Source organism: Celeribacter litoreus (assembly GCF_020165855.1).
Classification (GTDB): Bacteria; Pseudomonadota; Alphaproteobacteria; order Rhodobacterales; family Rhodobacteraceae; genus Celeribacter; species Celeribacter litoreus.
This window is the reverse complement of the sequence record NZ_JAIUFY010000011.1, coordinates 76,490-101,740: the sequence shown is the minus strand read 5'-3', so window position 1 is coordinate 101,740 and position 25,251 is coordinate 76,490. Positions and strand designations below refer to the sequence as shown.

General features: G+C 59.0%; 25 protein-coding genes. 9 read left to right on the top strand and 16 right to left on the bottom strand.

Annotation, left to right across the window (positions count from 1 at the left end; genetic code table 11):
- Positions 1–172 precede the first annotated feature (172 nt).
- The 3 genes from LA304_RS10955 to LA304_RS10945 are packed head-to-tail and all read left to right on the top strand — an operon-like array spanning position 173 to position 2,117.
- Entirely contained in the window at positions 173–862 is a 690-nt protein-coding gene (locus tag LA304_RS10955) for a DUF484 family protein (RefSeq protein WP_224503197.1), read from the top strand.
- 5 nt (positions 863–867) lie between these two features.
- Positions 868–1,800, top strand: coding sequence for a tyrosine recombinase XerC (locus tag LA304_RS10950; RefSeq protein ID WP_396022189.1), 933 nt, complete (start codon positions 868–870; stop codon positions 1,798–1,800).
- Between the two features lie 50 nt (positions 1,801–1,850).
- Positions 1,851–2,117 carry a hypothetical protein gene (locus LA304_RS10945; protein ID WP_224503195.1) on the top strand — a complete coding sequence of 89 codons (267 nt, stop codon included), beginning with the start codon at positions 1,851–1,853 and terminating at the stop codon, positions 2,115–2,117.
- A gap of 124 nt (positions 2,118–2,241) precedes the next feature.
- Here the strand turns inward: LA304_RS10945 and ileS are convergent, their stop codons facing one another.
- The gene (gene ileS, locus LA304_RS10940; RefSeq protein ID WP_224503194.1) at positions 2,242–5,178 is read right to left on the bottom strand and encodes an isoleucine--tRNA ligase; all 2,937 of its coding nucleotides are present in this window, start codon (positions 5,176–5,178) and stop codon (positions 2,242–2,244) included.
- 268 nt (positions 5,179–5,446) lie between these two features.
- On the opposite strand from ileS, the gene LA304_RS10935 reads away from it, so the two are divergent.
- Both LA304_RS10935 and LA304_RS10930 read left to right on the top strand, forming a co-directional pair.
- Complete coding sequence (locus LA304_RS10935; RefSeq protein ID WP_224503193.1) at positions 5,447–5,866, top strand: group III truncated hemoglobin; 420 nt, start codon at positions 5,447–5,449, stop codon at positions 5,864–5,866.
- Between the two features lie 143 nt (positions 5,867–6,009).
- Positions 6,010–6,291, top strand: coding sequence for a hypothetical protein (locus tag LA304_RS10930; protein ID WP_224503192.1), 282 nt, complete (start codon positions 6,010–6,012; stop codon positions 6,289–6,291).
- Between the two features lie 4 nt (positions 6,292–6,295).
- Here LA304_RS10930 and LA304_RS10925 read toward each other — a convergent pair whose 3' ends face one another.
- Together LA304_RS10925 and LA304_RS10920 are read right to left on the bottom strand one after the other, a co-directional pair.
- Positions 6,296–7,294, bottom strand: a complete 999-nt coding sequence (locus LA304_RS10925; protein WP_224503191.1) for a YcjF family protein — start codon at positions 7,292–7,294, stop codon at positions 6,296–6,298.
- Positions 7,291–8,694, bottom strand: a complete 1,404-nt coding sequence (locus LA304_RS10920) for a YcjX family GTP-binding protein (protein ID WP_224503190.1) — start codon at positions 8,692–8,694, stop codon at positions 7,291–7,293. Before LA304_RS10920 ends, LA304_RS10925 begins: the two co-directional genes overlap by 4 nt.
- 108 nt (positions 8,695–8,802) lie before the next feature.
- On the opposite strand from LA304_RS10920, the gene truA reads away from it, so the two are divergent.
- From truA to LA304_RS10900, 4 genes are all read left to right on the top strand, one after another.
- Positions 8,803–9,573, top strand: a complete 771-nt coding sequence (truA, locus tag LA304_RS10915; RefSeq protein ID WP_224503189.1) for a tRNA pseudouridine(38-40) synthase TruA — start codon at positions 8,803–8,805, stop codon at positions 9,571–9,573.
- 101 nt (positions 9,574–9,674) lie between these two features.
- On the top strand, positions 9,675–9,824 hold the full coding sequence (locus tag LA304_RS10910; RefSeq protein ID WP_224503188.1) for a hypothetical protein: 150 nt from the start codon (positions 9,675–9,677) through the stop codon (positions 9,822–9,824).
- A gap of 203 nt (positions 9,825–10,027) precedes the next feature.
- Complete coding sequence (locus tag LA304_RS10905; protein ID WP_224503187.1) at positions 10,028–11,776, top strand: sugar phosphorylase; 1,749 nt, start codon at positions 10,028–10,030, stop codon at positions 11,774–11,776.
- Positions 11,777–11,865: 89 nt separating this feature from the next.
- Positions 11,866–12,519, top strand: a complete 654-nt coding sequence (locus LA304_RS10900; protein ID WP_224503186.1) for a TetR/AcrR family transcriptional regulator — start codon at positions 11,866–11,868, stop codon at positions 12,517–12,519.
- Between the two features lie 6 nt (positions 12,520–12,525).
- Here LA304_RS10900 and LA304_RS10895 read toward each other — a convergent pair whose 3' ends face one another.
- The 13 genes from LA304_RS10895 to LA304_RS10835 form a co-directional block, all read right to left on the bottom strand.
- Positions 12,526–12,840: a DMT family transporter gene (locus tag LA304_RS10895; protein WP_224503185.1), complete on the bottom strand. Its 315-nt coding sequence runs from the start codon at positions 12,838–12,840 to the stop codon at positions 12,526–12,528.
- A gap of 3 nt (positions 12,841–12,843) precedes the next feature.
- Positions 12,844–13,887: a heme-dependent oxidative N-demethylase family protein gene (locus LA304_RS10890; protein ID WP_224503184.1), complete on the bottom strand. Its 1,044-nt coding sequence runs from the start codon at positions 13,885–13,887 to the stop codon at positions 12,844–12,846.
- Positions 13,888–13,899: 12 nt separating this feature from the next.
- Positions 13,900–14,844: a PDR/VanB family oxidoreductase gene (locus LA304_RS10885; protein WP_224503183.1), complete on the bottom strand. Its 945-nt coding sequence runs from the start codon at positions 14,842–14,844 to the stop codon at positions 13,900–13,902.
- Positions 14,841–15,434 carry a dimethylamine monooxygenase subunit DmmA family protein gene (locus LA304_RS10880; RefSeq protein ID WP_224503182.1) on the bottom strand — a complete coding sequence of 198 codons (594 nt, stop codon included), beginning with the start codon at positions 15,432–15,434 and terminating at the stop codon, positions 14,841–14,843. The genes LA304_RS10885 and LA304_RS10880 overlap by 4 nt, the downstream gene beginning before the upstream one ends.
- 88 nt (positions 15,435–15,522) lie before the next feature.
- A complete protein-coding gene (locus tag LA304_RS10875; protein ID WP_224503181.1) occupies positions 15,523–16,656 on the bottom strand; it encodes an aminomethyltransferase family protein in 1,134 nt (377 codons plus the stop codon).
- A gap of 106 nt (positions 16,657–16,762) precedes the next feature.
- Positions 16,763–16,939: a hypothetical protein gene (locus LA304_RS10870; RefSeq protein ID WP_224503180.1), complete on the bottom strand. Its 177-nt coding sequence runs from the start codon at positions 16,937–16,939 to the stop codon at positions 16,763–16,765.
- A 27-nt stretch (positions 16,940–16,966) separates the two neighbouring features.
- The gene (locus LA304_RS10865) at positions 16,967–18,346 is read right to left on the bottom strand and encodes an ammonium transporter (RefSeq protein WP_224503179.1); all 1,380 of its coding nucleotides are present in this window, start codon (positions 18,344–18,346) and stop codon (positions 16,967–16,969) included.
- Positions 18,347–18,728: 382 nt separating this feature from the next.
- Positions 18,729–19,442: a FadR/GntR family transcriptional regulator gene (locus LA304_RS10860; protein WP_224503178.1), complete on the bottom strand. Its 714-nt coding sequence runs from the start codon at positions 19,440–19,442 to the stop codon at positions 18,729–18,731.
- A gap of 147 nt (positions 19,443–19,589) precedes the next feature.
- Positions 19,590–20,474, bottom strand: coding sequence for a formyltetrahydrofolate deformylase (gene purU / locus LA304_RS10855; protein WP_224503177.1), 885 nt, complete (start codon positions 20,472–20,474; stop codon positions 19,590–19,592).
- 84 nt (positions 20,475–20,558) lie between these two features.
- Positions 20,559–21,476: a bifunctional methylenetetrahydrofolate dehydrogenase/methenyltetrahydrofolate cyclohydrolase FolD gene (gene folD, locus LA304_RS10850; protein ID WP_224503176.1), complete on the bottom strand. Its 918-nt coding sequence runs from the start codon at positions 21,474–21,476 to the stop codon at positions 20,559–20,561.
- A 1-nt stretch (position 21,477) separates the two neighbouring features.
- On the bottom strand, positions 21,478–22,035 hold the full coding sequence (locus LA304_RS10845) for a sarcosine oxidase subunit gamma (protein WP_224503175.1): 558 nt from the start codon (positions 22,033–22,035) through the stop codon (positions 21,478–21,480).
- Entirely contained in the window at positions 22,028–24,973 is a 2,946-nt protein-coding gene (locus LA304_RS10840) for a sarcosine oxidase subunit alpha family protein (RefSeq protein ID WP_224503174.1), read from the bottom strand. The genes LA304_RS10845 and LA304_RS10840 overlap by 8 nt, the downstream gene beginning before the upstream one ends.
- Positions 24,970–25,251 (bottom strand): sarcosine oxidase subunit delta, encoded by a 282-nt coding sequence (locus tag LA304_RS10835; RefSeq protein WP_224503173.1) that lies wholly within the window; start codon positions 25,249–25,251, stop codon positions 24,970–24,972. Before LA304_RS10835 ends, LA304_RS10840 begins: the two co-directional genes overlap by 4 nt.

Below are 25,251 nucleotides of genomic sequence, written 5' to 3'. Positions count from 1 at the left end.
TCTGAAGGCAAACGCAACACAATCGCATACTCCCTCAAACGTATGGCCTTGCCGCAAGAGACTTGAATAAAAACTGGCTCAGCGTCATAGTTTGCTTAACGACCGAACAATCGGCGAAACGAGCATTTGACGAGGCAATATGACGACCCAGCTTTCCCGGGCGAATTTTTCTATGTCCGAAGACTTGCGCGAGAAGATCATCTCGACGCCCGAAGTTGTGCTGGATGACCCCGATGTCATGCGAGCGCTCATTTCCGCAAAAGAGGACGCGACCGGGAGCAACATCGTCGACCTTCGCGGGCTGGCGATGGAGCGGCTCGAGGAGCGGCTCGAACGTCTTGAGGATACGCATCGTGACGTGATTGCGGCGGCCTATGAAAATCAGGCGGGCACCAATCAAATCCATCGCGCGGTTCTTAAACTTTTGGACGCAGAGACACTTGAGGGGCTCCTCGAATTGCTCGCTGGCCCGATCTCCCGCACGCTTCGGATTGATGCGGTGAAACTGTTGCTGGAGACGGAGGACGAAGGCGCTCTGCCAACCTTTGCTGACCCGAACGAAATCGCGGTAACGACAGAACCCGGGTTCATCGACACCTACATAACCTACGGCCGCAATCGTCCGGCCCGCCAGATCACGCTGCGAACTGTGGCGCCCGCTCAAGACCTCATCTACGGCAACACCTCCGGCTTCATCCGGTCTGAAGCACTGATGAAACTTGACCTAGGCGATGATCGAATGCCTGCCCTTCTGGTGTTCGGCTCAGAGGAGGAGACCCTCTTTAAGCCCTCTCAGGGCACTGACCTTTTGGCCTTTTTCTCTGGCGCAACCGAACGGGTTCTGCGTCGCTGGATCGGATGAGCTTTCTGATCTCAGAAGGTCTGCGCGATCGACTGGAGTCCTGGCTCGCGCATGAGAAAGCCCTCAAAGCCGCCTCCGAGAACACGATCAGCGCCTACAGTCGCGATGTCACTGGTTGGCTCGCCTTTCTCGCCGAACATTACGGAGAGGGGTTTGGGGCTGCGCAGATCGCGCGCGTGACACTTTCCGACATGCGCGGCTGGATGGCGCATGAGCGGGGACGCGGCGTCGCTCCGCGCTCCCTCGCCCGCGCTCTATCGGCTGTGAAGACCTTCACGCGCTGGCTCGCGGAACGCGACGGTTTCGACCCTTCGGCCATCCTCTCGACGCGGGCGCCGAAATTCCAGCGCAAACTCCCGCGCCCGCTCTCGCAGGACGCCGCGCGGGATATGTTGGAAACAGTGGAACTTCAGCACGAGGAACCATGGATCGCGGCGCGCGATGTGGCTGTCGTCACCCTGCTTTACGGCTGCGGCCTTCGGATATCCGAAGCATTGTCCCTCCAAGGCAAGGACGCTCCGCTCGGGGAGACGCTCCGGATCGTCGGGAAGGGCGGCAAGGAGCGGATTGTCCCCGTCCTCCCTGCGGCGCGAAGTGCGGTGGAGAACTATGTGCGCCTCTGCCCGTATGAGTTGCTCGCAGATACCCCTCTCTTTCTTGGCAAGCGGGGCGGTGCGCTCAATCCGCGCTTGATCGCCAAGGTGACGGAAGCCGCTCGAATGCAACTCGGCCTTCCATCGTCTGTGACACCACACGCAATGCGTCACTCTTTTGCCACACACTTGTTAAATGCCGGTGGCGACCTACGTGCAATCCAGGAGCTGTTGGGCCATAGTTCCTTATCGACCACGCAAGCCTACACGGCTGTCGATAGTGCGCGCCTCCTTGATGTGTATCGGAATGCACATCCACGGGCCCGTATTGGTTCTGACGAGTAAAGTGTTTCTAACGATATAAAAACCTCGACCAGCCAACCGACGCAGGAACGATGAAAAGAACGAGCAGACTGGCGCGACGCCAAAGACATCAGGCCGGGGATCTTCCTGCCCCCCCTGCCCGCGACGGATTTTCCGAAGTGGCAAAGGTCGATCGCATCACACAAGAAGATTTTCTAACACAGATCGAGCGCGCGGCGGCGATGTTTGATCTGAGTGGCGGAAGCGTGCTCTCGAAAGAAGAACTGCAATGGCTCGAGGATGCCGTTGAAGACGACGCCGTTACCCAATCACAAAAGACCGACACCCGAGACAATTGATCTGCGGACCCGGCGGATGTGACCGCACTGGATCACGCGTCTGGTGAAATTCGTTCTCCAGAACCGGACTAGCAAAAAGGCGCGGAAATCCGCGCCTTTTTTCATTCTCGTGACCGCTTCGCAATCAGCCGAGCGCTTCGTCACAGCGGCCACAGACGCCTTCGTGGCTGTGCGTGCCAACGTCCGGCAGGATTTTCCAGCAGCGCTGGCATTTCTCGCCATCGGCTTTCTCGAATACGACGCCGATACCTTCGACCTCACCGACGAGACGGAATGCCTCGTTCGGGGCCGGATCACCGGTCAGAGCGATCGTGGAGGTGATGCAGAGGTCTTCAAACGCGACCGACTTGAGCGCCTCAAGGAGGGCCGCATCCTCAACATGAACAACGGGGGCCGCCTCAAGCGACGCACCGATCACCTTTTCACGACGCTGGATTTCCAGAGCTGCTGTGACAACACGGCGAGCCTTGCGGATGCCGGACCACTTCGCAGCGAGATCGCCGTCGAGCCAGCCGGAGGTGGTCTCAGGGAAATCAAGGAGGTGCACAGAGCTTTCCTCCCCCGGGAAGCGCTCCAGCCAGACCTCTTCCATCGTGAACGGCAAGATCGGCGCGAGCCAGGTGGTCAGGCGGTGATACAGGATGTCCAGGACCGTGCGGGCCGCTTTGCGACGCGTGGTGTCGCCATCGCAGTAAAGCACGTCTTTGCGGATGTCGAAGTAGAAGGATGACAAATCAACCGTCGCAAAGTTGAACACAGCCTGCCAAACGCCAGAGAAATCAAAGCCCTGGTAGCCATCCCGCACAACCTGATCGAGTTCTGCCAGACGGTGAAGCACCCAGCGCTCCAGTTCCGGCATCTCAGCAGCGTCAATGCGATCCGCCTCGGTAAAGTCGCTGAGCGAGCCGAGCATGAAGCGCATGGTGTTGCGCAGGCGGCGATAGCTGTCGGCGGTGCCTTTGAGGATTTCCGGCCCGATCCGCTGGTCCGCAGTATAGTCGGCCTGAGCCACCCAAAGACGCAGGATGTCTGCGCCGTACTGTTTGACGACGGTTTCCGGCACGATGGTGTTGCCGAGAGACTTGGACATCTTCATGCCCTTCTCGTCGAGCGTGAAGCCGTGGGTCACCACGTTCTTGTATGGCGCGCGGCCTTTGGTGCCGCAGGCCTGCAAGAGCGAGGAGTGGAACCAGCCACGGTGTTGGTCGGTGCCTTCGAGATAAACATCGGCGATACCGTCCGGCGTGCCGTCTTCGCGGTCGCGCAGAACGAAGGCGTGGGTGGAACCGGAGTCGAACCACACGTCGAGCACGTCGAACACCTGATCGTAGTCCGCCGGATCGACGATGCCGTCGAGCACCTTCTCTTTGAAGCCGTCCTCATACCAGACGTCCGCGCCGTTTTCTTCGAACGCGGCGGAGATACGGGCGTTGACCTCTTCGTTGCGGAGCAAGAAGCCCTCATCCGTCGGCAGCAGGCCCTTTTTCGTGAAGCAAGTGAGCGGCACACCCCATGCACGTTGACGCGAGAGCACCCAGTCCGGGCGGTTCTCGATCATCGAATAGAGACGGTTGCGGCCCGTTTGCGGGGTCCATTTGACGAGTTCGTCGATGGAACGCAGCGCGCGTTCACGGATGCTGTCGCCATACTGGCCCATGCCGTCGTCGATCTTCTTGTCAACGGACGCAAACCACTGCGGCGTGTTGCGGAAGATCACCGGCGCCTTAGAGCGCCAGGAGTGAGGATAGCTGTGCTTGATCTTGCCACGCGCCATGAGACCGCTCACCTCGGTGAGCTTCGCAATGACAGCGGCGTTTGCGTCGCCTTCCCAGTCACCTTTCTTCGGCTTTTCGCGCAGGATGCGCTTGCCGCCAAAGAAGGGCAAATCTTCGCGGAAGCTGCCATCGTCCATCACGTTGTAGGTGATGACCTGTTCCAGCATCCCCAGATCGCGGTAAAGTTCGAATTCTTCCATACCGTGAGACGGCGCACAGTGGACAAAGCCCGTGCCTTCGTCATCGGTCACGAACGGAGCGGCACGGAAGTCACGCACATCGTCCCATTCGCCATTGCTACCCTCAACGCCCGCAAGCGGGTGGAGGAGTCCCAGCCCTTCGAACTCGGACGTCGGAACGTCACGAACGCGGGTCCACTGATCCTCGGAGAGGCGCGCTTTAGCAAAACATTGCGCGGCAAGTTTGTCAGCGAGGAGGTATTTCTCCCCAACTTTGAGCCAGCACTCATCCGGCGTGCCGGTCACTTCGTAGAGACCGTAATTGTAATCGGCGCCATAAACGACCGCCTTGTTGGACGGGATGGTCCACGGCGTGGTGGTCCAGATCACGACATAAGCACCCTGAAGATCAGCGCCTTCGTTGGCGACTGCGAACTTCACCCAGATGGTCGGGCTTTCCTTGTCGTGGTATTCGACCTCTGCTTCTGCGAGCGCGGTTTCTTCAACCGGCGACCACATCACAGGTTTGGAGCCCTGATAGAGCGTGCCGTTCATAAGGAACTTCATGAACTCCTCGGCGATCACGGCCTCAGCATGGAAGTTCATGGTCAGGTAGGGATCTTCCCACTTGCCGTAGATGCCGAGACGCTTGAATTCTTCACGCTGGATGCCGACCCACTCATTCGCAAAGGCGCGGCATTCCTGACGGAAGTCGACGATCGGAACCTCGTCCTTGTTCTTACCCTTTTCGCGGTATTTCTCTTCGATCTTCCACTCGATCGGCAGGCCGTGACAGTCCCAGCCCGGCACATAACGCGCGTCAAAGCCCATCATCTGGTGAGAGCGGTTGATGATGTCCTTGATCGTCTTGTTCAGAGCGTGACCGATGTGCAGGTGACCGTTGGCATAGGGAGGGCCATCGTGCAGCACGAACGGCGTGCGCCCTTCGGCTTTGCCCTTTTCGCGCAGGCGGTCGTAGACGCCAATCTTTTCCCAACGTTCGAGCCAAGCCGGCTCACGCTTGGGCAGGCCAGCGCGCATCGGAAACTCGGTTTTCGGCAGATTGAGGGTCTCTTTATAGTCGGGTGTGGTCGTCTCGGAACACATGTCAAATCGGTCCTTGGGAGGGATGGTATCAGTTTCGAAGGCGGCGCGGGTCTCCATACGCCTTTTCCCGGCGGCTCGTCTGTCAGAGCGCCGGGCTAATAATTCGAATAATGATCGCCACGAATGTCATGCCTGCCTTATAGGGGCGCCATGCGCCGTGGGCAAGCACACATGGCACTTCGCGCCGCACATCCCCCTCGACCGATTGCCGCATTGAAGCCAAACGGGATTTGCCGCAGGATCGCCACGCCCTCAAAGAGAGACGACTATGACGGAAAACCGCTCCGCCCTGCCCCCGAAATTCGACATTTCCCACGACGCGATGGACCGCGTCCTGTCCCGCTTCTATGCGAGCGTTCGCGCGCATCCGGAGCTCGGCCCCGTCTTTGCTGCGCATGTCGATGATTGGCCCGCGCATGAGGAGAAAATCGGACGGTTCTGGCGCAACGCGATCCTGCTCGAACGGAACTATGACGGGTTCCCCCAGCGCGTGCACCTCATGGCGCCGGAGGTGAAAGAGCATCATTTTGCGATGTGGCTCGGGCTTTTTGACGAAGCGCTCAATGCGGAACTGGACACAGAGACCGCCGCCAAATGGTCGGAAATCGCCCACCGCATCGGCCGCGCCTTTCGCATGGGCATCGCCCAGCGCGACCAACCGAAAGATGCCCCGCCGAAGCTGTTTTAGGCCTTTTCCCTGATGAAAAAGAGAACCTTCTTTTTTTTCTTCTTGCCTCCGCTGCCCTTGGTTGGTCAGCCAACGACATCCTAACGCCGTGGAACATTCGCGCGCAGAGCGCTCTATTCGCGTGGGCGGAACGGCTCAAAACCATGAATGGTGTCGGGCGTAACGGCGAACTCAATGGCGACCTCGCGCTTTACGAAGCACGAGGCGCCTGCCTCCCCAACGCGGAACTCGCACAGTTTTCCCTCCACGACCGCGAGATAACTGCGATCTATCGGTGCCGAGAGGTGATCAACGGCCTTGATGTGGTCGGCGAACTGGTCGTTCGGATCACCAAAGATGACTATTTCAGCGGCTACGCTGTCGGTTTCCTGCCCGCCACAGACGATCCAGGCTTGGGCGAGATTGCGCGACTGGGGCCGTATTAAAGGATCACTCGCCCTTATCGAACAACCCCGTCAGCGCACGTTTAACGGTCCCGGAAACGGACGGCTTTTTGGCCTTCATGAACGGCAGCGGGCGGCAGACCTCTATTGCGGCCACGCCCACACGCGCGGTCAGAGCGCCGTTGACGACCCCCTCGCCGAAGCGGCGCGAGACCTTGGCCATCACGCCGCCTCCAGCCATGGTGCCGATCAGATCGTCCCCCACGGCCACGGCCCCGGTTGCGACCAGATGGGTGAGCACCGATTTCGTGACGCGCCAAGAGCCAAGCGTACCGGAGCGCCCGCCATAGATTTCCGCAATTCGCCGGATCATCCGCAGATTGGCCGTCAATGCGGTGAACACATCCGCCAGAGCCAAAGGCACGAGCGCGGTCACCGTCGCAACCTGCCGTGCGGCCGCCTCCACCTCACGTCGCGCGGCTGCGTCGAGGGGCGCGAGCAGTTCTGTTTCAGCGAGGCCCAGCAGACCATCCGCGTCAAAGATTTCGCCTTCTCGCTCTTTGAACCGCTCCTTCCCCCAAGACAGTTCATCACGGTGAGAATAGAGGGCCGAAAGCCGGTCTGCGACCCCCCTTGCCGCCTTTAGATCGCCATGGCTGATCGCCTCGGTCGCAGATTTTTGCAGAGTATCAATCCGCCTCAAACGCGCGAAGGCGGACAGCTCTTTCAACGCAATCACCGCAAGCACAACGAGAAACGCACCGGTCAATCCGAGCGCCACAAAGCCAAGGACTTGGTTTCGCGCGATCAATCCTGCGATGGCATCATAAGCCGTCAGCGTGAGGATGAAGGTGAACAGCAACCCAAACAGACGCCAGAACCACCGCACGAGTGCGGACGGTTTGCGCGCAACGAGAACCGCCACGCGCTCCATCGCGGCAGGACGCGCGAGCGGCGCGAGTTCGGGCACAGGCTCAGCCGTCGACGGGTTCACCGTCTGCGCTTCATCGAGTTCGATCAGGACGGGACCACGTTTCTCAGTCATAGCTTATCTCCGATCAAAAACTCGGCAGCACGGTCAAGCCGTATGTGAGGCGGCCCCTCCCCCGGTCGGAGGGTGAGCCGCGCGGGTCGGAACTTCATGATCTCGTATTGCGCATCGAGCCAGCTCTCCGCGCCCTTGCGTGCGGGAGAGAGAATATGCGCGGGGTCGTCGGGCAGCTCGCCGGGATAGAAGGCTGCTTTCTTGCCGCTCTCAGTCGTTCCGCGCACCACGTCGAGCTTCTGCCCGTCGTGATCCAACGTCTCCTCCACCGTCGCGCGCAAAGCGGCAATCGACATTCCCATCGTTCCGGCCCCTGCGAAATCGGCACGGTCACGAGCTTCGCGCACCAATGCCTCCATGATGGCGGTGAGACGCGGGTGCTGGGTGTGGTGGATATGATCGGCCTTGGTCGCCGCGAAGAGAATTTTCTCCACCTTATGCTGCCCCAAGAGCGACAAAAGGCGACTGACGCGCCCGGGCCGGAAGGCCGCGAGAATGTCGGACATCGTACGGCGCAGGTCCTCGACAGCTTTCGGACCGGCGTGTATCGCGCCCAAGGCATCGACCAATACGATCTGACGATCAATGCGCGAGAAATGATCACGAAAGAAGGGCTTCACGACCTCACGTTTGTAAGCCTCATAACGGCGCTCGAACTCGCGATGCAACGACCCGCGTGGAGCCGCGCCTGCTGGCAACGGGGCGAATGTCAGGACCGGAGACCCCTCAAGCTCCCCCGGAAGGAGAAACCGACCTGGGGTGCAGTCGGAGTACCCCGCTTCTCGTGCATTTTTCAAATAGGTCGAGAAACTTTGAGCAAGGCGCTTTGCCTCGGTCTCCGTATGCGGCTCAGCAGCCGCCGCCGTCGCGAGCACGTCAAGAAATGCCTGCCCCTCCGACCGTTGCTTCGCGGCTGCGAGCGCTTCCTCGGACCACTGCGCGTAACTCTTCTCCATAAGGCCGAGATCAAGCAGCCATTCGCCTGGATAATCCACGATATCGAGGTGGATGGTCTTTGGCCCCGTGAGACCGCCGAGCAGTCCCGCAGGACGAACCTTGAAAGACAGGCGCAACTCGGACACAGCGCGCGTGCTGTCCGGCCAATGCGGTTCCGGCGAGGTGAGCGCCGAGAGATGCGCCTCATAATCAAACCTTGGGACGGTATCGTCGGGCTGAGGCTGTAGATAAGCCGTCGTGATAGCCGTGGCGGGACCGAACTGTGCCATGCGACCGCGATCTAGAAGGTTGGCCACGAGCGAGGTGATAAACACAGTCTTCCCCGACCGGGACAGACCCGTGACGCCGAGACGGATCACAGGTTCAAAGAGCGCTTCATTAACGCCGTTCTGCACGGCCTCCACGCCTCGAAAAATCCGGTCTGCAACGTCGTTCAGGATCAATCCCTTGGCCTCACGAATAGTGTTTCTCCGATTAACATAGGCATTGCGATGTTGCGTTGTAAGGGAGAAAGGCTGGACGGATCGCGCCTGCCGCGCTAAAGCGCCCACATGCCCAGATATGCCCTGAAAATCGAATATAACGGCGCTCCTTTCGCCGGCTGGCAGCGCCAGAAAGAGCATCCTTCCGTCCAGCAGGCGGTTGAGGAGGCCTTGCGCAAACTTGAAGCGGATTGCCCGGGCATCGGGGCTGCGGGGCGCACGGACGCGGGTGTTCACGCGACAGCACAGGTCGCGCATTGCGACATGGCAAAGGATTGGGACCCGTTTCGCCTTTCGGAGGCGCTCAATCACCATCTCAAGCCTAACCCAGTCGCCATTCTCGAGGCCGCGCGCGTTGCAGATGACTGGCATGCGAGGTTCTCGGCCCGTGAACGACGCTACATGTTCCGCCTGATTTCCCGCCGTGCGCCGCTGGTCCATGACGCGGGTCTCGCGTGGCGGGTCAATCACGAACTTGACGCTGAGGCGATGCAGGCGGGTGCGGACCGTCTGATCGGCCTCCATGACTTCACGACCTTCCGGTCGACCATGTGTCAGGCAGATAGCCCAGTAAAAACGCTCGACGAAGCCCGCGTCGAAGTTATGGATATTCCTTACGGCCAAGAGTTCCGGTTCTACTTCCGGGCCCGCTCGTTTCTTCACAACCAAATCCGGAGCTTTGTAGGCTCTCTGGAGCGTGTGGGCGCAGGCGCGTGGACACCGGATGATGTCACTGCGGCGCTTGAGGCAAAGTCGCGTGCGGCGTGTGGCCCTGTCTGCCCGCCGGAGGGTCTCTATTTTGTGGGCGTCGGCTATCCGGACGACCCATTTTCGCAGTAACTTTTCCTCAGTTTCACGTATCCAAAAGACGTCTACAGCCCGCCCTATTTCGGCCTGAATCACCTGTCAGCACAGTGATTATTGAAGACAGGAGCTCAGGCATGGACCTTTCCGCCATCACATTCGACCAGATCGCATTTGCCATCATGACCACGGTTGCAATCCGTGAAGCCATGATCATTGCACTGCCCGATTGGATTGCGGGTCCGGACGGCTTTTTGATCGATACAGGCCTCAGCGATCAGGCCTGAGCAAACGGTCGAAGTGAGTCCTTTCCTCATAGCAATTTGGCCGAAACAGTTTCGACTGCCCAAAATTAGAGCAGCTTGAGAACGCCTCGAAAGGTTTCGTGAAAATTTGCACAGGAATACCCAAGTTTGGCCGTTGCCTGCATTGAACCTGTGGAAATGGTCTGATCTACCCAGAGAAAAGATCACATAGAAGGGGTCGCCCGATGGCAAAACCGTCTTCACAGTTCAACACACGTCTACGCGCGCTACTTGAACAAATCTATCCTGACCACGACAGCAAGGCGCTCAGCCAGCAGATTGTTGACGCCTTCTGGCCCGAGGGCACGAAGCAACGCAGCCGTGTGCGCGCACCGGGGCATAGCCTCTGGAACGAGACCGATACGCTCGTCATCACCTACGGCAATTCACTCATCGACGGTCAGCACAAACCGCTCGATCTGCTCCGCGACTTCCTGAACCGCTATCTCAAGGGCGTTGTTCACGGGGTGCATATCCTGCCGTTCTTCCCATTCACCTCGGATGACGGGTTCGCTGTCACGGATTATCGCGCCGTGAACAGCCAGCTGGGCGACTGGGCCGACATCCAGCGCATCGGCAGCGAATTCCGGTTGATGTCCGATCTCGTGCTCAATCACGTCTCTTCCATGTCAACGTGGTTCACAGAGTATCGACAGGGCCATGAGCCCTTCGACAAATTCTTCATTGAAGTCGACCCGGACACCGATTTGAGCCAGGTCGTGCGCCCGCGAACCTCGCCATTGCTGCGCGAAGTCAACACGGTGAACGGCCCGAAGAATGTTTGGTGCACCTTCAGCCACGACCAGATCGACCTTGATTTCCACAATCCTGAAGTGCTGCTCGAATTTCTGCGGATTACACGCCTGCATATCGACAGCGGCATCCGGATCGTGCGTCTTGATGCCGTTGCTTTTGTCTGGAAAGAAATTGGCACCTCCTGCATCCACCTGCCGCAGACCCACGCGATCGTGCGTCTGATGCGCCTCCTTTGCGATTATGCGGAAGAGCGTGTGGTTCTCCTCACGGAGACCAACGTGCCGAATTCCGAGAACCTCAGCTACTTTGGCAACCGCAACGAAGCGCATATGATCTACAACTTCTCGCTGCCACCGCTGCTCTTGCACGCGCTGCTGTCGGGGACATCGACCTATCTGAACCAGTGGCTCATGCGCATGCCGCCGGCACAACTTGGCTGCGCCTATCTCAACTTTGCCGCCTCTCACGACGGCATCGGCGTGCGTGGCGCAGAAGGGCTCTTGTCCGGCGAAGAGCTTGGCGAAGTGATCAAGTGCGTGCGCGACTTCGGAGGCCTCGTCTCGATGCGCGCCCTCGCCGATGGATCGGAAAAGCCATACGAGTTGAACATCACCTATTTCGACGCACTCAAAGGCACGCTCGCAAACGGTGAGGACGAACATCAGGTCGAGCGCTTCCTCTGCTCGCAGACCATCGTCATGTCGCTCGAAGGCGTTCCGGCCTTCTACATCCACTCACTTCTCGCGACCCACAACGACCACGCGGGCGTTGAAAAAACTGGCGTAAAGCGGGCGATCAACCGTCACCGTTGGGACTATCCGGAGCTTCGCGCCCTGCTCGACAACCCGGAAAGCCAGAACGCGCAGGTGCTCAACGAGATGAAGCGCCGCATTGCGATCCGGATCGAACAGAAAGCGTTCCACCCGAACGCGACGCAGTTCACCATGCAATTGGGCGATCAGATTTTCGGGATTTGGCGGCAATCGCCCGCACGCGATCAGTCAATTTTCGCGATCCACAACGTCAGCGACCAAGACGTCGAGATTCCGCATTTCTCGATCAACCTGATCGACGGCGAGGATTGGTATGACCTGCTCAGTGGCGAGAAGATCGACCTCTCGAAACCGAACATCCACTTCAAGCCTTATCAGTGTCGCTGGATTTCCAACTCGATCTGATCGCAGTGCATAGCGATTGACCTCCGAAGGTCTACATATTAGGGCCTCTGCCATATTGGTGGAGGCTCAATTCTTTGAGGGATAGTATGTTGTCCGATCTTTCCAGGATGCTGACTGAACTGGCGTCCGATGGCACATCCAAACTGACATATGGCATCCAGACACCCTCCGCTCGTAGCAAGGCAACGGTCGAGAAAGTCCTCATAGAAGGCCTTGAGGTTCTCGCCACAGATGGCGCATGGGGACTGAGCTTTCGTGCCTTGGCCCGCAAATGCGATATGCGGCTCAGCAATCTGCAGTATTATTTCACGACGCAAGAGGACCTGTTCACCTCGATCACACGCTTTGCTCTCGGTCAATTCCTGCGCAATTTGGAAGACACCGGCGCCCTGTCTATGAACACGCCCGAAGAGCGCCTGAGCGCCTATCTCGACTTCCGGCTGCGGCGCGCCAATGATCTGAGGTTGCGGGCGATCAGCGTCGGGATCAAGGACTTGGCGATCCGCCATAATGGCCCAGCAGATTTCTTCGCACGGACCTGCGTCTTTCTCAATGAGCAGGTTGCGGCGATCGTGCGTGGTATGACGGCCGAACTCCCCGAGGACGAAGCCCTGAGACGCGCCGCGATTATCAACACGATCGTTGACGCCATGGGGCCGTCTTGTGGGCAGGCCTACAAGGCTCCGACTGGTTTACAGGAAGCAATTTTTGATCAGGCACACCGCATTGCGCGCGGCGCCTGACCGATTTCAGGACGACAGCTTCATCAAGCCCATGCCGGAGATAATGAACGCGGCCGCGAGCACACGCGTCGCGTTCAGGGCTTCACCATGCAGAATGACACCCGCGATAAACGCCCCAATTGCGCCAATGCCAACCCAAACCATGTAGGACGTGCCAAGCGGCAGAGACTTCATCGCAACAGACAATAGTCCGAAGGAGAGCAGCATTGCGACCACGGTCACGATGCTCGGGAGGAGCACCGTGAAGCCGTTCGATGATTTCATTGCGGTCGCCCAGACGACTTCCAAAAGCCCCGCGATGGTCAGCAACACCCACGCCATGCGTCAGCTCTCCGGGAAGATGCCCGGAGACGTCGGAGCACCGTCGTCAAACTGGGAGAGATAGTTGACGATCATCTCTTGGTTCACCGCGAACCCTTTGTAGTCCGCGAGGTCCGGATCAATATCGCGCAGAACACGGTGAAGGCGACGCCCCCACTTTGGCTTGGTCGCGATATCTTCGAGGTTCATCAGATAGCAGCGGATCGGGAAGGCGAGCGCATTGGAACGCGGCAGGCGGAAGAAGGTCTGAAGTTCAACGCGCAGGAACTGTTTCTGACCTACGTTCTCGGGCGTGATCGTCCGCTTCTCCGGCCCCCATTTGTGGTAGTTCTCCGGCGACGTATCAAGACGCGGGTTCACCGTCATGGTCCAGTTCAGACGGCGGTAGTGCTGCCCCTGATTGACGGAGAGAAGGAACTTCAGCGCCTTGTCGAACACGCCCATCTTTTTCGCTTTCGGCACAGGTGCGTGCCATTCGAAAAAGTTCATGCCAACATCGAAATCGAGCGACCAGTCCGCCTGAGATGTCACCATCCCTGCGTCCATCCAGAGGTTTCCGTCACGCTCATGCAGAAGAGCGAAATCCCCCTGCGTCTGCCGCGTGATGTATTCCATCGGCCCACACGGAAGTGTTGTCGGGGCGAGGAAGGTGAATTTCTTCTCAATCCCTAGCGGTTTGTTAACCCAGTGCCAATCGTTTCCGTCGCGGGTCAGCTTGAAGAGATCAGGATAGTCCTTCGCTTTGGATACCATGATCAGTTCGAGCAAGTCCCAGCCCGCAAGTTCCATATGCGGCAGGGACTGACACCGGAGCGGGTCTTCTGCGAGAGTGATCTCACGGTCTTTCATCTCGGAGACGTAGTGCTCGTCGACATCGAACATCTTCTCGAACGGCGTGCCTTTCGGCCCACCCGGATGCTGCTCGATGTTCACCGAATACATGTAGGTGTCTTGATCGAAAGGAAATGGGAAGCGATTGATCGCGGTTTCCGAGTTGAAATAGGTGTAATCACCACGGAACGTTTCGTCGTTGAATTGCATCGTCATCTGGTCTTCTCCTCAGAGATCAAGCTCAAGGCGCGCGCCTTTGAAGCGCGACATGCAGGGCATAATGTCTTTTTGCGCGGCACGTTCGCCCTCGGACAGCCAATGGTCATTGTGCAGGATGCGCCCGTCACACGCCGTCACTTTGGTGTGGCAACGACCGCAGGCGCCGCCGCGACAGGAATAGTCCACCTCAACCTTTGCCGCTTCGAGCGCCTCGAGCAGGCTTTGATCGGCTTTGACGCTGACGGTTTGACCCGTGGACGCGATCACCACCTCGAACGGCTCACCGGGCGGCGGTGCGGTGAAGGCTTCGGAATGAACGGAGGTCTTGGGCCAGCCGAGACGCGCGGCTTGGTCGGCCACAGCGGTGATGAGGCCATCCGGACCACAGGTGTAGACATGCGTGCCTAGCGGCTGGCCATCAAGGATCGCCCCGAGGTCCATCCGCGCGCCCTCTTCCGAGATATGCACATGAACATGCGCGGCCTCGGGCAGGAGTTTGATGCCCGCCGCCTCGGCGCGAGAACGTGCCGCGTAGTGCAGTTCGTACGGCTTCAGCTCCATGTCGAGTTGCTTGAGCTGCGACAGGAACGGCGTGATGCCGATCCCGCCCGCGATCAGCACATGCTTTCGCGCGCGCAGATCGAGCTGGAACAGGTTCGACGGCGCAGAGACTGTGATTTCGTCGCCCTCGGACACTTTGGTGTGCATATAGAGCGAACCACCGCGCCCCTGATCCTCACGGCGGATCGCGATCTCATAAGCGGTGCCATCGTAAGGGTCGGAAATGAGAGAATAGGAATTGCGGCGGATGATCTCGCCTTCTGGCATCTCAACGGTGATGTGCGCACCACCGGAAAAGACGGGAAGCGAACCACCCTTCGGGTCCTCAAAGCGGAACCGTTTGACGAGCGGGGAGAGCTGTTCGATCTCGGTAACTTTCAGAGCGAGCTTCATGCCTGAATCTCCACGGTTTCGGGCACGACGCCCGGGGTTTCCGCATCGACGCAGACGCCTTGGAACACGCCAAGACGGCGGGAGAAGTGGTCGCGCACAAAGAGCGTCAGGCCGCAATGGGAGCACGTAAACGGGTCGGTCGTAACACCCTCGGTGATCCCTTTGCAGTGGACGCACTGCATCCGGCGCGCGATGGAACCGCGATGCTCCATCTGAATTTCCCCGAGCGGCATTCCGGCAGCCGTCGCCAGCGCGGAGACATGCCCCATCAGGCCCTCTGATCCGGCGAGATAGAGCTGTGTGCCCATCCGCGCCTCGTTCAACAGTTGAGACACGAGAGGCGTCGCGGCGTCGAGGTCCGGAGTTTCGTGCACTGCGCGCGGGGCGTTGTCGCCCAATACAGATGCGGCACATCCAACGAGCACAACATGCGCATTGTCCATGACGGAGGCATCAGCAGTGGCGAGATCGGACAGCGCGCCGGCACCAGCCTCGTCCGCGACCATGATCGCGGGGGCGGAACCTTGCGACACGAGCCCGGTGTAGGTCGGACGACTGTCGATAGAAGGAGAGAATTCAGTATTCGGCATTACATTACATTACCTTGCGAGGGTCCTGTTGGTCTCATGAGGCGGGCACGGAATTGCCCCCGCCTCGTAAGTTTTCGAGCTTGTCTTATTAGCCCTTGGCGGTGCGGCGTTTCTTGTCGACGTCGTAGAACGGCATCGGGTGGGCGATCGCCTTGATTTCACCGTCCGGGTTTTTCACGGTCAGTTCAGTGCCTTCAACGGCGCAATCGACCGGCATACGCGCGATGCCGACGTTGTGCTCGTTGAGCGGGGAATACATGCCAATGGTGACAACCCCGACCTCAACGCCGTCTTTTAGAAGCGGTGCGCCTTCGGCGGCGGGCTCGGTGCCCTCGAGCTTCACACCGTAGATTTTGAAGCGCTCTTTGCCTTTCAGACGGTAGTGCTCTTCGGCACCACGGAAACCGGTTTTGCCCGGAGAAACGGTGAAATCAAGACCAAGCTCCCACAGGGTATCGCCTGCGGCCTCATCCTCGAACGGATACATTTCGGAGTTGTCGTACGGGAAGAACAGCAGGTAGCTCTCGGCGCGCAGCCAGTCGAGCGTGGTGAAACGGGTCGGGATGATGCCCATCTCTTCGCCTTCAGCTACGATGGTGTCCCAGATTTCAACGGCGTCCTGACGGCGGCAGAAGATCTCGTAACCGCGCTCACCGGTGTAGCCCGTGCGGGAGATCATCACCGGCTTGCCGAAGAGGGTTGTCTGCATGTGGCTGAAGTAGACCACATCGCGAATGCCCGGCACGTGCTTTTCGAGGTAATCGACAGCGAGCGGACCCTGCAGCGAGATGTCATGCAGTTCGTCGTCAAAGATCACGGCGACGTTGCGGCCAGCCGCATACATGGTCAGTTGCTCGTGGCCAGCGCCAGAACCGTGGACGACCATGAAGTTCTGCGGCCCGAGACGGTAGATCACACAGTCGTCTACGAACTTGCCGGCGTCATTGAGCATGGTGGCATAGGTCGAGCGACCGGGTTTCAGTTTTTCGATATTGCGGGTCGTGGCCTTGTCGATCACGTATTGGGCGTGCGGGCCGACGACGTAAACTTTTTTGAGGCCCGATACATCCATGACGCCCGCTTTGGTCCGGATCGCGAGGTATTCCTCGGTCTGATCCTTGTCGTAGCTCCAAGCAGTGCCCATGCCGCTCCAGTCTTCGAGATCGGAACCCAGTGCGCGGTGCCGGTCCGCCAATGCGGAAAATCTCCATGATGCGATCATTGTTTTGTCCTTCGGGTCGGTAGTAGTTGCATTTTTTTGGGGGGAACCGGCGACGTTCCTGTCGCCGGTTCCAGGGAAGGGCGTGAAACCCTCTAGAGAAGTCAGATCAGTCTTTCTTCTGAGTGGCCTTGTAGGCGTGTTCCTCATGGCGCCAGCCGAAGATGATCGCCATCACGACCAGAACCAGACACACGAGGAGCCAGAAACCTTCGCCGGAACCATAACCCGCATAGATTGCGCCGGTGATGCCGTCCCAGGAGGTTGCTTCAAAAGGAGCTTCCATTTGATATTCCTTTCCTTGATTTCAGGATCACTCAGCCGGGCTAACGGACGGGTGAAGGGCTTCAGGGTAGGCTTCAGCAGGAACTTTGACTGCGTCGAGACCCATGATCTCTGCCTCTTCCGGCACGCGGAGCTGACCGGTGACCTTCAGGATGAAGGAGACCACATAGCCAGGCACGAAGCCGAGGAGACCCATGGTGACAGCGCCAACCAGCTGGCCGATGAAGGAGGTTTCGATCACGTCTTCACCGAACAGAGCCGGGTAGCCCTGAGCTGCGATACCGACAGCGAGCAGACCCCACATGCCGAGGAAGCCGTGCACAGCGAATGCGCCAACCGCATCGTCGATGCCGCGTTTCTCGATGAAGGAAGCAACGAACGGCATTGCGCAGGCACCGATGAAACCGATGGCGAAGGCCATGGGCGGGTACCACAGGTCGAGACCAGCAGCCGCAGAGATGATCCCGCCGAGCGCGCCGGACATCATCCAGAACGGATCACGTGTCACCATCCATGCACCGATGATGCCGCCAGCAAAGGCCATCAGAGTGTTGAAGGTCATGCCGGAGATGGTCATCGGCGTGCCGTAGATCGTTGCTTCGATCTCGGTGCCCCAGGACCATGCTTCACCCGGAACGATAACGCAGCCCATCAGGAAGCCCCAGAAACCCGCGATGATGAGCATCAGACCGATGAGGGTCATGGGCATGGAGTGGCCAGCGATGTGGTTTGCGGTGCCATCCGGATTGAACTTGCCGATGCGCGGCCCGAGGTTGATGAGCACACCCAGAGTGAAGAAGCCTGCAATCATGTGCACGACGCCAGCAGCACCGAAGTCATGGTAGCCGAACTTGGTGACGAGCCAGCCGTCTGCGTGCCAACCCCATGCGCCTGCGAGGATCCAGACGAAAGCGCCGAGAACGATCGCGAGAACAACAAAGCCGGTAAGCTTGATCCGTTCGATCACACCACCAGACATGATCGACGCAGTCGTTGCGGCGAAGAGAACGAAGGCACCCCAGAACACGCCAGACGCGCGGTCATCGAGGTTCGGCCCCATGTATTGGCTCCACGGCAGAGCGACTTCGTTCGCGTATGCCAAACCGGAGATGCCCATGGCGCCTTCGGAAAGGGTGAAGCCTGTCGGGAAGGCCCAATAGATCCACCAGCCGACGAAGTAGAAGAATGGCACGATCATCGCGAAGGCGAGGATGTTTTTGATGCCGGAGGCCAGCGCGTTTTTCGACCGCGATGCGCCCATTTCATATGCGAGGAACCCGGCATGGATCAGCACCATGAGCGGGATCGTCAGATAGTAGAAAGTCTCGGAAAATGTGCCATTCGTCGCGGCATGATTTCCCTGTAGCTCCGCAACTGCGGCAGCCAAGGATGCAATATCCTGTTCCAAGTCGTTCTCCCTGTCCTGAAGTTGACTTTTCAATTAAAGCCAGACGGTCCGATTTTGGTTTGGACCAATTGTGCGAACTGGCTCACTCAGTGCACCCATGAAACGCCCCAAGATCACCTTGGGTCAAAGTTTTTTCCTGACAGGAATTTATTTTTACGGAATTTGCGCTGCTTTTTAGGTCAAATGACCACTCGAGGCGTCATGAAAGGTCAATTTCTGTGCAAATAGCGAAAATCCCAACAGAGCTTGGGTCGCTCACACATGGGGCTACTCACAGAATTGGTTCAGTCACAACAAAGATTCGGAGACGAAAACACCCGACACTTAAGTCGTAAACTGTGCAAAATCGCAGAGAATGTCGTCGCCGAATTGGTTGGACCAATCAGTCTTCCTGGAGCAGGAGACGTTGATCTTCGATGAGGGCGAGCTTCATAAACTCGCTGGCCTCTTCGATGTCGCGCGCGGCAATGGCGTTAAAAAGCCCGTTGTAGCCGCGCTGGTAAATGGCGAGCCGCGCAGGGGTAAGATGGCGGCGATACATGGCTGCGCGAAACGCCTGTCGCCGCGCGTCGAGCACAAGATTGTAACAGGCAACCAAGAGCGGGTTTCCCGTTCCCTCGGCGATCAGTCGGTGAAACTCTTCTTCGAGGCGCACGAAGGCGGTCGCGTCGGCTTGGACGGCTTCCATTTTGGAAAGAACTGCAGACAGGGCCTCGATCTGACGCGGCGACATGTTGACGATTGCAAGACGAACCATCTCCGGCTCGAGAATCCCGCGCATCACCTGTAGCTGAAGCGGACCCGTTTCGGCGGCGACGGGAGAGAGTGCCTCTCCTCCACCTTCCGGATTGTAGGTCACGAAGGACCCAGACCCCGCGCGACGACGGATCATTCCGCGCGTTTCAAGGTGGTCGAGCGCTTCTCGCACCGTGTTGCGGGCAACACCGAGTTCCTGCGCCAACTGACGCTCGGACGGCAAACGCTCCTCTGTCGCATACTCCTGTGTGACGATCCGCGAAGAGAGCGTTTCGATCACATATTTCACAGTCGCTCCCGGGAGCGTTGCTTCTGCGACTGGTATGGAAGAATTCGGCACGACTGGATCCTTGCAGGCTTCGCGCCTATTAGACCAATTTTCCGCAACTGGTCCAGTCGATCCTACTCAACAAACCAAAAGGGGCGCAACAATGCGCCCCTTGATAACGATTTTTTAGACCAGCTGCCTGATCTCGCAGCGAACTGCTTAGCCCATGCGCTCGGAGCTGTAGGAGCCCGGCGAAGCTTGGAACACGACGGTTTTGTTGCCGTTCAGGAACACGCGGTGGTTCGCGTGGGCGTGGATAGCGCGGGCAAGCACCTGGCTCTCAACGTCACGACCGAGGGAAACGTAGTCCTCAGGGCTCTGCGCGTGAGTGATGCGCACGATGTCCTGTTCGATGATCGGGCCTTCATCGAGATCAGCCGTCACATAGTGAGAGGTCGCACCGATGAGCTTCACGCCGCGCGCGAAGGCCTGTTTGTAGGGGTTCGCACCTTTGAAGGACGGCAGGAAGGAGTGGTGGATGTTGATGATCCGGCCAGACATCTTGGTGCACATCTCGTCGGAGAGGATCTGCATGTAACGCGCGAGAACGATCAGCTCTGCACCTGCATCCTCGACCACTTTCATGATCGCGGCCTCGGCCTCCGGCTTGTTCTCTTTGGTCACTTTGATGCAGTGGAACGGGATGTCGTTGTTCACGACGACCTTTTGGTAATCCATGTGGTTCGAGATCACCGCGACGATTTCCACTGGAAGGGCGCCGATGCGCACGCGGTAGAGCAAGTCGTTGAGACAGTGGCCGAAGCGGCTCACCATGATCACGACTTTCATTTTCACGCTCTCGTCGTGGAACGCGAAGGTCATGCCGAACTCGTCACCGATTGCTGCGAATTCCTCTTCGAGCGCCGCTTGAGCCACGCCCTCTTCGGAGGTGAAGCTCACCCGCATAAAGAATTGACCGGTTTCAGTGTCATCGAACTGAGAGCTGTCGGTGATGTTACAGCCATGCTCCGCGAGGAACGTGGCGATGGCGGCGACGATCCCGCGTTTGGTTTCGCAGGCTACGGTGAGGCAATATTTCGTCATTTCGTTCTCCAGACAGAGCTCGCTCCCCTGACGCAAGCTCCCTATTTTTGTGTTTCTTATCGTTATTGTGATTTTTGTGTTGTGTTAAGCTGTGAGCCCCTCGGGCTCTGGCAAGTCATTCGCGCGGCAGCATGCCGTCACGGTGTTGGCGAGCAGGCAGGCGATCGTCATCGGACCAACGCCGCCCGGAACGGGTGTGATGGCACCGGCCACCTCAACGGCACTGTCAAACTCGACATCGCCCACGAGTTTCGTTTTCACGCTGCCGTCTTCCTTGAGGCCTTTCTCTGGCGCTTCGACACGGTTGATGCCGACGTCGATGACGGTGGCGCCGGGCTTGACCCAGTCGCCCTTGATCATTTCAGGACGACCGACGGCGGCCACGAGAATGTCCGCGCGGCGGCAGACCTCTTCGATATCTTTGGTGCGGGAGTGCGCGATGGTGACGGTACAGCTATCATTGAGCAGCAATTGCGCCATCGGCTTGCCGACAATATTCGAGCGCCCGACAACCACGGCGTTTAGGCCAGACAGGCTCCCATGGTGGTCGCGGAGCATCATCAGACAGCCGAGCGGAGTGCAGGGCACCATGCTTTTCTGGCCAGTGCCGAGAAGGCCAACGTTAGAGATGTGGAACCCGTCCACGTCCTTCGCTGGATCAATTGAGTTGATCACCAGATCGCTGTCGAGATGCGCGGGCAAAGGAAGCTGCACGAGAATACCATGCACGGCAGGATCGGCGTTCAACGTCTCGATGAGAGCAAGCAGATCCGCCTCGGACGTGTCCGCAGGAAGTTTGTGCTCGAAAGAATTCATCCCGACTTCGACGGTCTGTTTGCCCTTGTTACGGACATAAACCTGAGAGGCCGGATCTTCGCCGACGAGCACAACAGCCAAACCGGGCGTGATGCCGTTTACTTCTTTCAAACGGTCGACATGCATCGCGACTTTCTCGCGAACTGTCGCGGCGAACTCTGTTCCGCTGATGATCTTGGCAGTCATTTTAATCCTCCAATCGGCGTGCGGCGACCGCGAGGGCATGCCACAGCGAGCCAGCAAGTGTGCGCATCCCGATCACTGCGAGTTTCTCGTCTGAGCGACGGATCAGGAATACAGTCATATGTTCGAGTCCGGTACGCACCGCTTGGCCCGCGCCGAAAGTTTTTGGGTCGATATTTAAGAGCTTGCTCATCAGCGCCTCGATAGGCGCACCACCTTGCGTGGAAACGACTTCGAACGCAACGAACCCGTCTGTTTGCTCGGTGACGATGCACTCGGGGGCCTCCGCTTTGAGCAGCGCCGCAAAATCCGTCTCGGATTTGCCAGCGGCCTCGACCATCCATTGTCCGCGCCCCGTCCAGAACGCGCCGATCTCTCCATTGGACACGGCTGATGCAACATCAGGAAGCGTCAGGCCGAACGGCGCAGGCGTATTGCCGCCTTTACGTAGCGCGAGCGATGCAAGGGCGAGACCGGCGTTTTCTTCGATCTGCAGCGCGCCAAAGGTTTCCACGCGTGGCGCGGCGGCACCCAGAGCAGTGATTGGTGTCAGATCAGTCACGGAGACGTCCTCCTTCTGGATCAACGAAATGGGCGGACACCACTTCGGCTTTGAGTGTAATCCCTTCGAGCGGGTTGGCCGCCACAATAATCTCTCCCATACGGCTATCCCCGTTTTCGAGGTAGCCGAGCGCGATATAGCTTTCCACGTGAGGCGAATAACAGGAAGAAGTGACCCACCCCTGATCCGTCTCCATCGTGTGTGCCGTCGCCTCGGTAAAGAGGTGCGAGCCCGCCATGATCTGTTTCGTCGGATCAACCGGCTTGAGGCCAACGAGACGGCGCGCGTCCTGCCCCATCCCTTCGCGGCGGGACATGATTGCTCCAACAGAGTCTTTCTTCGCGGAGACCATTTTCCCAAGTCCGAGCATTTGCGCGGTGGTCTGGCCGTTGAGTTCGGCGCCCGCTGCGTGACCTTTCTCGATCCGGAGAACGGCAAGTGCCTCGGTCCCGTATGGCGTCGCGCCGAGATCGGCACCTTTCTCCATCAGGCGTTCCATCAGAGCGTGACCGTAACGGGCAGGCACAGCGATCTCGTAGGCAAGTTCGCCAGAGAACGAGATGCGGAACAAACGCGCCCGCAGACCGCCGCAGATCGTCAGATCGCTACAGGCCATGAAGGGGAAAGCTTCATTCGACAGGTCGAAATCGTCAACCAGACGCGTGAGAAGTTCGCGGGACTTCGGTCCGGCCACGGCAATCTGCGCCCATGCGTCGGTGGTCGAGATCAACTGCACGTCAAGCTCTGGCCAGACGCACTGGTGGTAGAATTCCATGTTGCGATAGACAGCCCCTGCGTTCGCGGTGGTGGTCGTGACCACATAGTGATCCTCAGCCATCCGCGCGCAGGTCCCGTCGTCATAAAGATGACCGTCTTCGCGGAGCATGAGGCCGTAGCGAACCATACCGACTTTAAGCGTGCCGATCATGTTGGCGTAAACGCGGTTGAGGAACTCGCCAGCATCCGCGCCCTGCACGTCCACCTTGCCGAGCGTGGTCACATCGCAAAGACCAACGCCGGAGCGCACGGCGAGGACCTCACGATCCACCGTCTCGCGCCAAGTTTTCTCTCCCGCTTTCGGGAAATACTGGGCACGCATCCACGGACCGACCTCGACGAACTCGGCGCCTTGGGCCTCCGCCCAGTGGTGCGTCGGTGTCAGACGGCTCGGACGGAAAAGGGGTCCGGTATCGCCTCCGCCCAACACCGACAGGGACACCCCGGTATAAGGCGGACGGAAGATCGTCGTGCCCGTTTCCGGAATGGATTTCTGGGTGAGCTCCGCCATAACAGCCAGAGCGGAAATGTTGGATGTCTTGCCTTGGTCAGTCGCCATGCCAAGCGTCGTCCAACGCTTGAGATGCTCGACCGGCGTCATGTTTTCCTGATGCGCGAGCTTCACGTCCTTGACGGTCACGTCGTTCTGGAAATCGACCCATGCACGTTTCTTGCCCGGGACATGCCAGAACGCGGCCTGTGCCTGCGATGCATCAACAGCGTCCGGCAAAGCGATCTCATTGGCGGTCATGCCGAGTTCTGAGAGCGCAGCAATCGCCGCCCGCATACCGTCAGCCATTGCTGTTGCGGTGCCACCTTTGCCTGCCGCAGCCCCTGCGGGGATAAGCCCTTTCGGACCGCCCTGCCCCGGAACGAAGGCCAGCAGGCTTTCGTCCCAAACCGGACGTCCGCGGTGATGCGAGGTCAGGTGCACGTTCGGGTTCCAGCCCCCCGCGACACCCAAGGCGCCCACACTGTGCCACGTGGATTTACCGCCGCGCGTGATTTCGATCTCTTTGAGGCCGAGGCGCCCTTTGGTGCCCGTAACGGTCGCACCAGCGAACACCTCATAGGACCCGAGGGCTTTTGCGTCAGCACGGCTATCGATCACACCAAGAACCTTCGCGCCTTTGGCAATGAGGTCCAGCGCCGTGCGGTGGCCGTCGTCGCCGTTCGTAAAGATCGCGATGGCGTCATTATCAGCTTTGACCGGAGCGGCGGCCCAACGGTTCACATAGGCCCGCATCGCACCGGCGAGCATAATGCCCGGACGGTCGTTGTCCGCGAAGGGGATATGACGCTCGGTTGCGCCAGCGGCGAGAACAGTCTGCTTCGCCGTAATACGCCACAGGGTCTGGCGCACCTTGTCGCCTGGGGTCAGCAAGTGGTCGGACACGCGCTCAACCGCGCCGTAGATGCCGTGATCATAGACGCCGAACACAGTGGTCCGCGGCATGATCCGCACGTTCGCGAGGCTTTCCAGTTCGGCTTTGACCTTCGCGACCCAAACCTGCGCGTCTTCTCCGTCGAGCGGATCGCTTTCCATCGTGAGGCGTCCGCCGAGGGCGAAGTCTTCGTCCGCGAGAATGACGTTCGCACCCGCACGCCCAGCCGTCAGAGCCGCAGACAGACCCGCCGCGCCCGCACCGATCACGAGCAGATCACAGTGCAGAAAGCCTTTGTCGTAGTCGTCCGGATCCGGAAGCATCGACAGCTTACCAAGACCCGCCGCGTTGCGGATCAGGGGTTCGTAAATCTTCTCCCAAAACGCGCGCGGCCACATGAAGGTCTTGTAGTAGAAGCCAGCCGCAAAGAACGGCGCGAACATGTCGTTCACAGCCAGAAGGTCACGATGAAGCGGACCAACGTGGTTCTGCGAGTTCGCAGTCAGCCCCTCGAACAGTTCCGCGACGGTCGCACGGGTGTTCGGCTCCTGCCGCGCGCCGGAGCGCAGTTCGACGATGGCATTCGGCTCTTCGGAACCAGCGGAGAAGACACCGCGCGGACGGTGGTATTTAAAGCTCCGCCCCATCAACTGAACCCCGTTCGCCAGAAGCGCGGAGGCGAGTGTGTCACCCTCAAAGCCCTGATAGGAGGCCCCGTTGAAGGTGAAGTTAAGCGGTTTCGTGCGGTCGATCAGACCACCAGTGAGACGGGTCATTGCGCGCCTCCAAGTTTGACGTCGGTGGCCAGTTCAGCCCCGAGAATTTCGTGTGTCACCGTGTTGCGCGTGACGATGAGCCAGCTTCGATCACCTTGCTCATGGAACCAGAGCTCGCGGTGAACGCCCGCCGGGTTGTTGCGTAGGAACACGTAGTCACAGAATGCGGCTTCCGCGTCTGGCGCAGATGGATCAGGACGGTTCATCAGAGACGCATCGCCGAGGTAGGTGAATTCTTGCGAGTCGCGCAGACCGAGAAGAGGATGTGGGATCAGCAT